We start from the raw sequence: 12,306 nt of genomic DNA, 5'->3' as shown, positions 1-12,306 counted from the left end.
CGTCAGTCGCGGAAGGACGTCAGTCGCGGAAGTAGTCGACCGTCCGGGCGACGCCCTCACGGATCGTCACCTGCGGCGTCCAGCCGAGCACCTCGGCGGCGCGCTCGGCGTCGAGGGCCGAGCGGTCGACATCCCCCAGGCGGGCGGGGGCGTACTCGGGATCGTCAGCGGCCCCCGCGGCCTCGGCGACCAGGGTGTGCAGCCCACGGTCGGTGGTCTCCACGCCGGTGCCCACGTTGAAGCGCAGCCCCGACGCGGCCGGGACCTCGGCGGCGCGGACGAAGGCGTCCACCACGTCGTCGACGAACACGTAGTCGCGCGTGTTGCCGCCGTCGCCGAACACGCGGGTCGGCTGGCCGGCCAGCAGGCGCTGGGAGAAGATCGCCACCACCCCGGCCTCGCCGTGCGGGTCCTGCCGCGGCCCGTACACGTTCGCCGGCGCCACGCCCGCCCACTCGATCCCGTACAGGCGCGAGAACATCTCCAAGTAGATCTCACCGGCCACCTTGCCGGCGGCGTACGGGCTCAGCGGGTCCACCGGTCGGGTCTCGGCGACGGGCAGCTCGGTCACGGGCCCGTAGATGGACCCGCCGGAGGAGGTGAAGACGATCCTTCGCACCCCGACCCTGCGGGCCGCCTCGGCCAGCCGGACGGTGCCGACGACGTTGACCTGGGCGTCGTGGACCGGATCCTCCACCGACAGTCGCACGTCGATCTGCGCGGCCAGGTGGAAGATGACCTCGGGCCGGGCGCCGGCGACCACGTCCTCGATGGCGGGGTCGGTCAGGTCCAGCTCGTGGAACCCGAACCGGTCACCGGCCTCGCGGGCCGCCGCGAGGTTCTCGAGCCGACCGCGGGACAGGTTGTCCACCACGGTCACGTCGTGGCCCTCACCGAGCAGCCTGTCCACCAGAGTCGACCCGATGAATCCGGCCCCTCCTGTCACCAACGCGCGCATGTGATGCCTTCCCCTCGTGTGCGGCGAACTCGCCGCGGCTCCCCCAGCTGAGGCCCGTGCACAGGATACGACCGGCGGACCGGTGACGAGGTCACTCTCGTCCGTGTATCCCCGTGGCCCGGGTGAGCGGCGACCGGCGGTCGGGCGGGAACGGCGAGTCCTCGACGATCCTGGCCAGTTCGGCGTCGGTGAACGCGTCCCGCACCGCGTAGATCCGCACCTGCGACTCGGCGTACACCTTGGCCAGGCCGGGCGTGCCGTCGAGGCGCAGCAGGTGCTCGTTGGGCTTCTGGAACCCCCAGTAGTTGGGCGGGCTCACGTACACGTACGTCACACCGAGATCCGCCAACGCCCGGTCGACGCGCGGGTTCACCCCGGCCTCGTCCATCCGGGAGAACAGATAGGTGGTCAGCGGGGCCGTGGCGCCGGGTTGCAGGTAGTGCCGCGAGGTCGAGGGCAACCCGTCAGTGGCGTACATCCAGCCCGAGCCCTCGTCGGGATTGGTGTAGATGAGACCCGAGTAGGCCTGCGGCTGCTCGGACAACCAGCGGAAGGCGCGCAGGTCGTGCTCGTCGACCATGCGGTTCCACCGCTGGTTCACCCCGGCCGCGACCGCGTACTCGGGCGAGGCCTGCACGACCCAGGACCCCACCCCGACCAGGGCCGCCAATGCCACGGCCACCCGGGCGAGCCGGACGCCCCCACCGTCCGGGTCGGTGAGGGGATCGACGAGCCTGCCCAACCAGCCCGCCAGCGCCTGGACGGTCGCCCCGACGCCCACACCCACCGCCGCGGCCACAACCACGGCCAGCACCACCCCGATCCGGCGGGGGTCGTTGTAGTAGATGCTGCCGATCCCGCGGAGTACACCGCCGGTCCAGTTGCCGAACACGCTCATCGAGTTGACGCACACCACCAACAGACCGCCCCACAGCAGCAGCGGCCAGAACACCTTGCGGCGCAGCATCACCACCAGGCCCAGCGCGGCCAGGGACAGCAGCACCCACCGCACGCCCCAGTCCTCGACGTGGCGCACCTGCAGGGCTACCGCCTTGCCCCAGGTTGCGGCGCGGTCGGCGTCGATCTGGAACTCGAAGGCCGAGATGTCGTCGGCCTCCTCGGACACCGTGAGCACCTGCGGCAACAGGGTGAGCACCCCGGCCAGCCCGATACCGGCCAACACCACGAAGTCGCGAACGCGGCCGCGGACCGGCCGCCACAGCCCGTCGAACAGCCACCAGAACAGCACGAACACGGCCGCGGTGACCATGGCCGAGGGGTGGACGCCGCCGATGCCGACCAGCCCGAGCGCGGCGGCGGGGATGAGCCGCCGATCGGCCAGGGCCGCCACCACCACCGCGGCACCGAGGCCGGCCATGCCGTTGGCCACGGCCGACGGGGTCGCAGCGACCATCACCTCGACGAACGGCAGCCCCGGGAACAGCGGCGTGGCCATCGCGGCCACGGCCGCCGAGGTGGCCACCACGGGCCGGGAGAACCGGCGGTGGGTGATCAACCACGCCAAGGCCGCCACGCCCAGCGGGAACACGAGGGCGACACTGCCGATCTGCACGAGGTTGTACGTCTCGACGGCGCCGATCCCGCGCAGGCCCATGACCAGGGCGGCGATCGAGTGCCACGTGCTCGGGTAGTAGAGGGTCGCGCCGTTCTCCGGGTAGCGCAGCTCCCCGGCGAGGTCGGGCGACGCCACGCCGAGGTCATGGATGAAGCGGATGTAGTTGGCGTGCCAGTGGGCGTCCCAGCCCTGGAAGATGTTCGCCGTGCCGCCGGGGGTCGCCGAGAGCTCGGTGAGGATCATCTGGCCGATCAGCCAGGCGCTCGTCAGGATCGCCGCGCCCGGCAGCAGCCACCACCACGAGCGCCGCCCGGGCCGACCGTCCACCCGGCCGGGGCGCTCGACCCCGGCGGTTCCGCGAACCCGGCGGAGTCGGCCGACCCGGCCGGTTCGGCGGAGCCGGCGACGGCGTCGCCGGTCCGCCGGCGTGGCGTCCCGACTCCGTCGTCGTCGTCGCCACACCCACGTCGCCCCGGTGAGGAGCAGCCCCACCACGCCGACCACCGCGGCGGTCGCGGCCGTGGCGACCACGTACCCGCCGAGCGACCACGGCACCCCGACCCGGCCGTAGACGTAACCGGCGATCGCGGCGATCCCGAACGAGACCGGGATCGACGTGCCCAGCGCGAGACGCAGGGGCAGTTGCGCGGCGGCGCCCACGATCGCGCCGGGCACCACCAGGAGCGCGGTGAGGGTCATCATGACCAACGCGATGTCGATGACCCGCCTCCGTTCCTAGTCCTGTCCGTGTCCGTGTCCCTCTCGGCGTCCGTGGCCCCGCCGTCCGACCCGCCCATTATGGTCCACCGGGTCGTGAAACCTCAGCGCGGCACGAGCACGCCGACCGGTCCGCTGCCCACGCACAGTTGGGAGGCGCCCCCGCCCGGGGTGACGGTCAGGCCCGTCCCCCCGCCCTCGAGGCGGATGTACACCGTCCCCGGCCCGGCCTGGACGGGGGCCGTCACCTCGTCGCCGTCGTCGAGACGGACCGCGACGTGACCGTCGGCGTCAGCGAGGAGGTGGAGCCGGACCACCCAGTCGCGGCCGAGCAGCGGACCGTCCAGGGCGATCCGGGCGCCGTCCGGACCGACCTGGTGGCCGCAGCCGGGCACCGGCCCCTGCGGGATGGTGCGGCCCGGGACCACGTCGGCGGGATGCAGCGCCCCGTGCGCGTCGATCGCCACCGGGTCGCGGGTCCACGCCCCCACCGCCGGAACCCCCGGCACCCCGGCGAGCAGCGCGGACAGCCGGTTGGCGGGCGTCGTCAGGGGGAGCAGCACCTCGAGCGGGACCTCCTTGTCGAGCAGGGGCTCGGTGCGCTCGCGCAGCGCCGCGAGCAGCGGCTCGGTGTAGTCGCGGGACGGCTGCTCCGACCACACCTGGCGGTACGAGACGGTCGAGACGGCGGAGGAGGCGAGCAGCGCGACCAGGCCGAGCGCGCCCGCCGCCGGCAGCCACGTCCCCGCGCGGCCGCGAGGCGGTGCGGCGCGCTCCTCGGGCGCGGCGCGCTCCTCGGGCGCGGCGTCCTGCCGGCGCGGTGCGGCGATCGCCAGAGCGGCGGCCGCAGCCAGCACCACCGGCAGTTCGGAGTGGTACCGGAGGGTCTGCACGATCTCCGTCGCGGTGTCCGGGCCGGTGCGCCCCACCGCGACCAGGACCACCGTCACCATCGGGTACAGCGCAGCGGCCACCCAGATCGCACCGGTGCGCCGCCGGGTGAAAACGGACCACGCCAGGACCGCCGCGACCGCCAGGGCGCCCACGACGACGGCCATCGTCGACGGGTCTGCCATCGGGGGTCCCGGGTGCCAGCGCTCCCAGCTCCACGGTCCCCCGCCCAGCGTCGGCACCACCGCCAGCCGGTAGGTGTGGTCCACCAGGTCGACGAATCCGGGCCCCGGGCTCCCGGCGCCGGTGCCGCCGGTGTCGTCCCCGCCCTCGGTCCCGGCCGGGAACCCGCCCGACGATCCTCCCCCGAAACGGCCGACGACGACGAGGAACACCGCCCCCCACACCACCACGATCGCGGCCAGCGCCGACCAGGCCCAGCGGGTCCGACACCACAGGGCCCGCAGCTCACTGCGTGTTCCGCCGCCCGTCCACCACGAGCCCAGCAGCACCGCCGCGGCCACCACCGGGATGATGAGCGCCTTCTCCACGAACAGCAGCCCCAGAGCCGTGGCCACCGCGGCACCCACGGCATGGCGTCGGCGACCCGAGCGGGCGAGCAGGATTATCGACGCCACCGTCCACGCCATCGCGGCGGTGAGCGGCAGCGCGTTGAGGGCGGCCGCCCACCACGTGGCCGACGGCAGGCCGAGCGGGATCGCGAGCGTGGCCACGAGTGGGACCAGCAGGATCGCCCGGCCCGCCAGCAGGACCCACAGCATCCGGGCGAGGGCGGCACCCGCGACCAGCTGGAGCAGGGCGATCTGCACCAGCGGCACGCGGAAGTCCAGCGGCGCGACGTGCGCCGCGACCCAGGTCAGGGCCATCGCGCCGGGCATGAGGTGGCCGTCGTGGTCCGCGAACAGGAACGCGGGGTCCGGGAACGCCTGCGCGGCCGCCCTGCCGTGCAGGAGGAGATCGTCCCAGTAGAACCAGCCCGCCGCGGCGACCCAGGTGCGCACCGCCGTGGCCGCCACCACCACCAGCGCGCAGGCCGCCAGGACGAGCCGCCCGCGATCCGTCGGCCGGGCCCGCGCGGGAACGTCGGGCGTGCCCGGGGTGCGGTCGTCGGGCGTGCCCGGGGCGGGGCGGCGGCTGGACGTGGCGGGGGGCATCGCGGGCCACGCTAGTCGGCCCGGCGGGAGCGCACGTGCACTCCCCTGAGTGGCAGGGCGCTCGGGAACGATGGCCGCTACGCCTGCGCCCCCGCAGACCCGCATCGCCGCATCGCCGCATCGCCGCGCAGCCGCTCCCGCGCCTGGCGTCTCGCTCGCGCGGCTGTACGCCCGGGCCACAGCCGCACGTCAACATGGCGTCTCGCCTGCCCCGAAGCGGGTGCGAGACGCCACCCCGGGGAGCGGCTGCGATGCAGGTGTACGGGCGCCACGACCATCATGGGCACAGTCGCGCCCGCGGATGCGTTCGCGCCTGTGACGATGCTCGGCCGCGGGCGGGGATGTCGGAGGCCCTCGATAAGGTGCCCCGCATGAGTTCCGGAACCCCGCGTGCAATCGGTGCCGTCGTCCTCGGGGTGGCGGTGCTGGCCGGGATCGGCTGGTGCGCCGAGCCCGAGGAGGGCGCTCCGGGCACGGTCGGCACTCCCCCGACGTCGGCGGTCGACCCGGAGGGGAACACCTCGCCGTCGTCGCCGGTGGAACCCCCGCCCGTCGACGCGCAGCCGGCGCCCCCCGCCGAGCCCGCGCCCCCGGTCGACCCCGACGCCGGCGAGCCCGGAGATCCCCTGGTCGCGGCAGCCCGCGGGGCCCTCCCGCAACTCGAGGTCAAGGGCCGGGCACCCAAGACGGGGTACGACCGCGACCTGTTCGGGCAGTCGTGGACCGACGACGTGTCCGTGGAGTTCGGACGCAACGGCTGCGACACCCGCAACGACATCCTCCAGCGCGACCTGCAGGACATCACCTTCCGGCCCGGCACGCGGGACTGCGTGGTCCTCACCGGCGTCCTGGAGGGGCCGTACACCGGGGAGCGGATTGACTTCGTCCGCGGGCAGGACACGTCATCGGAGGTTCAGATCGACCACGTGGTGGCGATGTCGGACGCGTGGCAGAAGGGCGCACAGCAACTCACCGAGGAGCAGCGGCGTGACTTCGCCAACGACCCGCTCAACCTGTTGGCCGTGGCAGGGTGGGCGAATCAGCAGAAGGGCGACGGCGACACCGCCACCTGGCTCCCGCCGCGCCGGGAGTTCCGGTGCTCGTACGTCTCGCGCCAGGTGCTGGTCAAGGACCGGTACGGCCTGTGGGTGACGCAAGCCGAGCGCGACGCGATGGACCGCGTCCTGGCCGGCTGCTGAACCCGCCGCGGCGCACCGCGACCGGGCAGGGCGCACCGCAGCCGGGCAGGGCGCACCGCGACCGGGCAGGGCGCACCGCAGCCGGGTCAGAAGTCGAAGAAGCCGCCGCCGTCGCCGCCGAACAGGCCGCCGTCGAAGAAGCCCCCGCCGCCGTCTCCCCCGCCGTCGCCGCCGAAGAGGCCGCCGTCGAAGAAGCCGCCGCCGTCTCCTCCTCCGTCCCCACCGTCGCCGCCCATGAGTCCGCCGTCGAAGAACCCCTCGCCGCCGTCGCCGCCGCCCATGTCACTGACGTCGGCGCCGCCCTCGCCCACCCCGGACGCGAAGTCCTCACCGGAGTACCCGATGCCCGACATGCCGGCGAACATCATGTTGAACATCATCATCGAGCCCATCATCCACACGCCCGTGGTCAGGGCCGACGCCCACCAGGGCTCCGAGTACCAGCCGGCCGGGACCGGTCGACCGGCCACGACGCCACCCGGATAGTAGTGCGGGGTCTCGTCGCTCGGATCGGTCGCGGCCTTCATCGTCCGGCCCTCGACGTCGACCTCGCGGTCCTCGGTCACGCGACCGGCGCGGTCCTGTCCGGGGGTCTTGGGCAGCTCAGGGCCCGGGTCCAGGCCCATCGCCGAGCGCGCGGCGCGCACGTAGTACAGCCCCTCCAGCGCGGTGTCCTTGGCCAGCTGCGCCTGCACCGGGGTGCGGGCGTTCTCCAACTCGGACACGGCCGCCGTGTAGCGCTCCGACGCGTCGGCCATGGCCTGCTTGGACGCCTCGTCGGTGCCGTCCAGGTTGAACACCTGGCCCCCGAGACGTTCGACCCACCGGGCCGCCTCGGCCCGGTGGTCGGCGAGGTGGTGATTGTGCTGCGCCTCCAGCTGGGTCTGGCCCTTGTTCTGACTGCGGGAGACCACAGCGACGGCCACCGCGATCACTGCGGCGATGAGGAGGAATTCCACGACACGACCTTTCTCGGTACTGGTGTCGAGGGTACCGAGATCGCGGCCCGTGGCGCGCGGCCCAGCCCGGGGCTCAGCGGTCCCGCGAGGGCGCGGGGTGCGCCCGGGTAACGCGGTCGAGCCACGCCACCGCCGCACCGTCGATCGGGGTGCCCTCGACGACCATCGGCCACGCCCCGTCCATCCCGCGGGCCACGGCCGCGTCGGCGAGCAGGGACTCCCAGAACGTGGCCGAGCCGAACTCCCCGCGCCACTGCAGCGCGGGCAGCGTCAGGCGGTGCAGGGTGTGCTCGTGGGTCGTGCCCATCGCGCCGTGGACCTGGTGGGCGTTGCGGACGGCCACCGCCATGGCCTGCGAGACCGTGCTGCGCGCCACGGCCACCCGGAATCCGGACAGTGGCCCGCCGAGGTCGGTGGTGAGGGCGTCCGCGACGGCCTGGTCGACCGCCGCGCGAGCGAGGACTGTCTCCGCGGCGATGTCGACGACGAGGTTCTGCACCGACTGGAACCGCGCCAGTGGCCGGCCGAACTGATTCCGCTGGGTGGCGTGCGCGACGGCCGAGTCGAGCATCCCCTCGGCCGCACCCACGCACTGCACCGCCCTGGCCAGTGCTCCCCGCAGGACGGCGGCCTCGACAGCGGCGGTGTCGACCGCGGTCCACGTCGCGTCCTCCGGCGGGCTCACGTCGGCCAGCCGGACCGCGGACACCCCGCGGACGGCCGCGACGCCGGTTCGGTCTGTCGGCACCTCGGCGAGCTCGTACCCGCCGGCCGGGTGCCCGCCCACCTCGTCGTCGTCTTCCCCTCCGGCCCGTCGGACGAACAGGACCGTGTCGGTGCCACCCGCCCAGGCCACGCGCCGCGCGAGGCCGTCGGGGCCGATCACCGCGAGGGTCGCCGTCGTCGTGGTGGCGTCGTCGAGCGCTGCGGCGCGACGAAGGGGCCCGACGACGAGGTCGGTCTCGGCGTAGGGGACGGCCACCCCCGCGGCCGCGGACAGGCGGAGCAGAGCAGCCGCCTCCGTCCAACCGGCGCCGCTCCCGCCGCCGGCCTCGGGGGCGGTGAGCCGGGCGAGCCCCACCTCGACCAGGCTCTGCCACACCGCTGCCGGGTCGGGTTCCACGTCGGCGCCGGTGTGCACGGCGAGGACGTCGCCCATCATCGTGAGCAGGTCCTCGTCGACGACCGGGCCGGCGGTCGCGGCGTGCTGGTCGGCCGGGTCCGCAGACGCGGCGTGCTGGTCGGTGGCGTCGCTCATCGCATCCCCAGTGCTCGCGCGATCACGCCGCGCAGGATCTCGTTGGTCCCGCCGCGGAGCGTGAAACCGGGGCGTTGGTGGAGTCCCGCCCGCAGCAGGTCCGTCAGTTCGGCCGCAGCCGGGTCGTCACCGGGCGCGAACTCGTCGCCGAGGCCCGCGGAGACCGCGTCCACAAGATCGCCCTCGGTGGTGGTGCCCAACAGTTTGACCAGCGCGGCGGCGGTGTCCGCGGGCTCGCCCCGCTGGAGGGACCCGGCGATGTTCTGGCTGAGCGCGTGCAGACCGGCCATCCGGGCCACGGACCGACCGAGGTCGGCGCGGGCGGGCAGTGCCCCTGCTGCGACCGCCCCGATCTCGGCGGCGAACACCCGGAAGGAGGACAGGAACCGCTCGGGGCCGCTCCTCTCGAAGGCCAGCTCGGAGTTGACCTGCTCCCAGCCGTGGCCGAGGGTGCCGAAGACCATCGAGTCGGGCACGAACACCTCGTCGAGGACGACCTCGTTGAAGTGGTGGTCGCCCGAGAGCGACACGATCGGGCGGATGGTGACGCCCTCGCTGCGCAGGTCGACGATGAACTGACTGAGCCCCGCGTGGCGGTTCGAGGTGTCCAGGGGCTCGGTGCGGCACAGGGCGATGAAGGCCTCGGCGTGCTGCGCCCCGGACGTCCACACCTTGGTCCCGGTGATCGACCAGCCACCGTCGACCCGGACGCCCTTCGTCCGCACGCTCGCGAGATCAGACCCCGAGTCCGGCTCGCTCATCCCGATGCCGAAGCAGCACTCGCCCGCGGCGATCCGCGGCAGGTACTCGCGCTTCTGTTCCTCGGTCCCGTACCGCAGTAGCGACGGGGCGATCTGGCGGTCGGCGACCCACTGCGCCGCGACGGGCGCGCCCACGGAGAGCAGCTCCTCGGTCACGACGAAGCGCTCGAGGAAGGTGCGCCCGCGGCCTCCGTACTCGGTGGGGATCGTCATCCCCACCCAGCCGCGCTCGGCCAACCGGCGGGTGAAGTCCTCGTCCCACCTCGTCAGCCACGTGTCGATCCACGGGGTGAGGCGGCCTGCGGCGATCTCGTCGGCGAGGAATTCCCGCACCTCGGCCCTCAGGGCGGTCATCTCCTCCGACGCCAGGGTGGTCGGTGGGGCGATTCGTGACGACATCGGACCCGCTAGCGACCGGTGTAGGTGCCGGCGCGCTTCTCCCCGAACGCGGCGAGAGCCTCGCGGTGATCCTCGGTGTGATGGGCGAGCGCCTGCATCGTCGCCGAGAGCTCGAGCAGCGACTCCAGCGACTGGTGCTGGGATTCGCGCAGGAGGCGCTTGGCCATCCGCACCGCGTGCGGCGGGTTCTTGGCCACCCGGGCCGCCAGCTCACGGGCGGCGTCCATCAGCGCGTCGTGCTCGACCACCCGGTTGACCAGGCCCCACTCGGCGGCCTGCTCGGCCGTGACCCGGTCCCCGGTCAGGGCCATCTCCGCGGCTCTCGCCGGGCCGATCGCCTTGGTAAGCAGCCAGGCACCGCCGTCGCCGGGGATGATGCCCAGCTGAACGAAGCTCTCCGCGAACCACGCCTTGGTGGACGCGACCCGCAGGTCACACATCACGGCGAGGTCGCACCCCGCGCCCACCGCCGGGCCGTTGACCGCGGCCACCACCGGCACCTCGCAGTGGTACAGGGCGCGCGGGATCCGCTGGATGCCCTGGCGGTACCCGTCGCGGAGCTCGTACGGGCTTCCGCCGAACATGCCGGCCCGGTCCACCATGTCCTTGACGTTGCCGCCCGCGGAGAACGCCGATCCCGCCCCGGTGAGCACGACCGCCCGCACGTCGTGGTCCGCGTTGACCACCGCCACCCGCTCACAGATCGCGTCGACGATGGCCGGATCCGAGATGGGGTTACGGACGTCGGGCAGGTTGAGCGTCCACGTCTCGATGTGGTCGGCTCGCTCGACGAGCAGGGGCGTTGAGGCCATGGGGCTTCTTCCTGGGTAGCGGGATCGGCGTTGTCGTTCCGGGGGCCCGGTGTCGGACCACCTCGTCGGTACCCGACTGTATCCAGTGGCCCCGGTCGCCGTCACCGTTCGCCGGCGGGTCCCCTCGGCTCGGTGCCGCGGCCCCTCCGCTCGGCGCCGCGGCCGTGAGACGACGAAACCCCGGCCTGGGGGACCGGGGTTCGTGGAATTTCTGGTGGAGCCGCGTGTCGGAATCGAACCGACGACCTTTTCATTACGAGTGAAATGCTCTACCGACTGAGCTAACGCGGCGAGCCCTTGTGGGGCGTCGCAACTATATCCGACCGAACCCCACCGCCGAAAAACGACCCGCCCCCGCCAGGCTGTCAGCCCAGTGCAGCGCGGATCGCGCCGACCATGGCGGACACCGCGAACTTGGGTTTGACGTTGACCTCGATCGCCGCCCGGCACTCCTGGATCGCCTCGATCGCGCGGAGGATCGCCGCAGCCGGGTAGTGGCCGCCGAGCCTCGCGGCCTCCTCCGCCTTGTCCGGATGGACCGGGTCGACCTCGCGGGCGCCGAGCGCCGACATGAGCGCATCCCGGTAGAACCCCGCCAGGTCGACCAGCGCGAGGTCCAGTGAGTCGCGGGTGGACCGGGTCCGTCGTGACTTCTGGGCCTTCTCGAGTTCCTTGACCGCGCCCGTCGCACCCCGCCCGGCCGACGCGGTGCCCTTGCCGGTGCCGCCCGCGCCCAGCGCGGTGCGCAGCTCCTCGACCTCGCGCTCGTCGGATTCACTGTTGCGGGCCAACGCCTCCTGCTCCGCGGCGCTGACGAGCCGGTCCGCGAGAGGGAACGCCCGGCCGGGATTGTGCATGACCATGGGCAGCTGGAGGACGACGTCCCGCCGCTCCCGGGTCGCCTCGTCGGTCGCCAGCCACCGGGCACGACCCACGTGGCCCGAGGAGACCGACGCCGCCCACCGGGCCAGATCGGGGTCTATCGGGTCCCCGCCGGCGAGTAGCGCACGCTCGACCGCCGCCGCGTCCGGCTGACGCAGCGCGACGTTCCGCGAGCGCGAACGCAGGGTCACCATGATGTCCATCGGGTCGGTGGTCGGCGAGCACAGGAGGAACACGGTCCGACTGGGCGGCTCCTCCACCACCTTGAGCAGGGCGTTCCCGGACTGCTCGGTGAGCCTGTCCGCCTCCTCGACCACCACGATCTGCCAGCGCCCGGTGCCGGGGCGGCTCGCCGCGCGGTGGATGGTCTCCTTGACGTCCTTGAGGAGGATGTTGACGCCCTGCGGGGCCAGCAGGTGAACGTCCGCGTGGGTGCCGGCCAGCACCGTGTGGCACGCGCGGCACTCCCCGCAGCCCACCACGTCCGGGTCCTCGCACTGCAGGGCGGCGGCGAACGCCATGGCCGCCACGCTGCGGCCACTGCCCGGCGGACCGGTGAAGAGCCAGGCGTGGACCATCCGGGCGTCCGAGGCATCCCACCCCTGCCCCGGCACGCGGGCACGAGCGGCCGTGGCGGCAGCGGTCAGCTCCGCCACGACGTCGGCCTGTCCGGCCAACCGATCGAACACCCCGGGCATGGCCCCCACCTTATCCCCGCC

General features: G+C 73.5%; 9 protein-coding genes and 1 tRNA gene. 1 reads left to right on the top strand and 9 read right to left on the bottom strand.

All coding sequences use genetic code 11. The annotated features are described in order from the left end of the window. Nucleotides 1-19 precede the first annotated feature (19 nt). The 3 genes from OVA21_RS01065 to OVA21_RS01055 form a co-directional block, all read right to left on the bottom strand. Nucleotides 20-958 (bottom strand): SDR family NAD(P)-dependent oxidoreductase, encoded by a 939-nt coding sequence (locus OVA21_RS01065; protein WP_268091586.1) that lies wholly within the window; start codon nt 956-958, stop codon nt 20-22. A 91-nt stretch (nt 959-1,049) separates the two neighbouring features. Continuing rightward, complete coding sequence (locus OVA21_RS01060) at nt 1,050-3,236, bottom strand: DUF6541 family protein (protein WP_268091585.1); 2,187 nt, start codon at nt 3,234-3,236, stop codon at nt 1,050-1,052. Between the two features lie 119 nt (nt 3,237-3,355). Next, nucleotides 3,356-5,317 carry a hypothetical protein gene (locus OVA21_RS01055; protein WP_268091584.1) on the bottom strand — a complete coding sequence of 654 codons (1,962 nt, stop codon included), beginning with the start codon at nt 5,315-5,317 and terminating at the stop codon, nt 3,356-3,358. Nucleotides 5,318-5,688: 371 nt separating this feature from the next. Here OVA21_RS01055 and OVA21_RS01050 point away from each other — a divergent pair, with 371 nt between their 5' ends. Further along, nucleotides 5,689-6,516 (top strand): HNH endonuclease family protein, encoded by an 828-nt coding sequence (locus OVA21_RS01050; RefSeq protein ID WP_268091583.1) that lies wholly within the window; start codon nt 5,689-5,691, stop codon nt 6,514-6,516. An 86-nt stretch (nt 6,517-6,602) separates the two neighbouring features. On the opposite strand, the gene OVA21_RS01045 is transcribed toward OVA21_RS01050, so the two are convergent. The 6 genes from OVA21_RS01045 to OVA21_RS01020 form a co-directional block, all read right to left on the bottom strand. Next, nucleotides 6,603-7,475 carry a DUF1542 domain-containing protein gene (locus OVA21_RS01045; protein ID WP_268091582.1) on the bottom strand — a complete coding sequence of 291 codons (873 nt, stop codon included), beginning with the start codon at nt 7,473-7,475 and terminating at the stop codon, nt 6,603-6,605. Between the two features lie 73 nt (nt 7,476-7,548). Next, nucleotides 7,549-8,733 carry an acyl-CoA dehydrogenase family protein gene (locus OVA21_RS01040; RefSeq protein ID WP_268091581.1) on the bottom strand — a complete coding sequence of 395 codons (1,185 nt, stop codon included), beginning with the start codon at nt 8,731-8,733 and terminating at the stop codon, nt 7,549-7,551. Beyond that, entirely contained in the window at nt 8,730-9,893 is a 1,164-nt protein-coding gene (locus tag OVA21_RS01035) for an acyl-CoA dehydrogenase family protein (RefSeq protein WP_132062758.1), read from the bottom strand. Before OVA21_RS01035 ends, OVA21_RS01040 begins: the two co-directional genes overlap by 4 nt. A gap of 8 nt (nt 9,894-9,901) precedes the next feature. Next, nucleotides 9,902-10,705: a crotonase/enoyl-CoA hydratase family protein gene (locus OVA21_RS01030; RefSeq protein WP_069389208.1), complete on the bottom strand. Its 804-nt coding sequence runs from the start codon at nt 10,703-10,705 to the stop codon at nt 9,902-9,904. Between the two features lie 215 nt (nt 10,706-10,920). Beyond that, nucleotides 10,921-10,996 (bottom strand) — tRNA-Thr (locus OVA21_RS01025). 74 nt (nt 10,997-11,070) lie between these two features. Further along, entirely contained in the window at nt 11,071-12,285 is a 1,215-nt protein-coding gene (locus OVA21_RS01020; RefSeq protein ID WP_154829107.1) for a DNA polymerase III subunit delta', read from the bottom strand. Nucleotides 12,286-12,306 lie beyond the last annotated feature (21 nt).

Source organism: Dietzia sp. SL131 (assembly GCF_026672565.1).
Classification (GTDB): Bacteria; Actinomycetota; Actinomycetes; order Mycobacteriales; family Mycobacteriaceae; genus Dietzia; species Dietzia kunjamensis.
The sequence above is the reverse complement of the archived record's forward strand: the minus strand, read 5'-3'. Positions and strand labels throughout refer to the sequence as shown.

Bases quoted from the DNA above. Each gene is read 5' to 3' on its own strand.
- OVA21_RS01065 (WP_268091586.1), bottom strand. From the start codon at position 958: ATGCGCGCGTTGGTGACAGGAGGGGCCGGATTCATCGGGTCGACTCTG.
- OVA21_RS01050 (WP_268091583.1), top strand. From the start codon at position 5,689: ATGAGTTCCGGAACCCCGCGTGCAATCGGTGCCGTCGTCCTCGGGGTG.
- OVA21_RS01035 (WP_132062758.1), bottom strand. From the start codon at position 9,893: ATGTCGTCACGAATCGCCCCACCGACCACCCTGGCGTCGGAGGAGATG.
- OVA21_RS01060 (WP_268091585.1), bottom strand. From the start codon at position 3,236: ATGATGACCCTCACCGCGCTCCTGGTGGTGCCCGGCGCGATCGTGGGC.
- OVA21_RS01055 (WP_268091584.1), bottom strand. From the start codon at position 5,317: ATGCCCCCCGCCACGTCCAGCCGCCGCCCCGCCCCGGGCACGCCCGAC.
- OVA21_RS01020 (WP_154829107.1), bottom strand. From the start codon at position 12,285: ATGCCCGGGGTGTTCGATCGGTTGGCCGGACAGGCCGACGTCGTGGCG.
- OVA21_RS01040 (WP_268091581.1), bottom strand. From the start codon at position 8,733: ATGAGCGACGCCACCGACCAGCACGCCGCGTCTGCGGACCCGGCCGAC.
- OVA21_RS01030 (WP_069389208.1), bottom strand. From the start codon at position 10,705: ATGGCCTCAACGCCCCTGCTCGTCGAGCGAGCCGACCACATCGAGACG.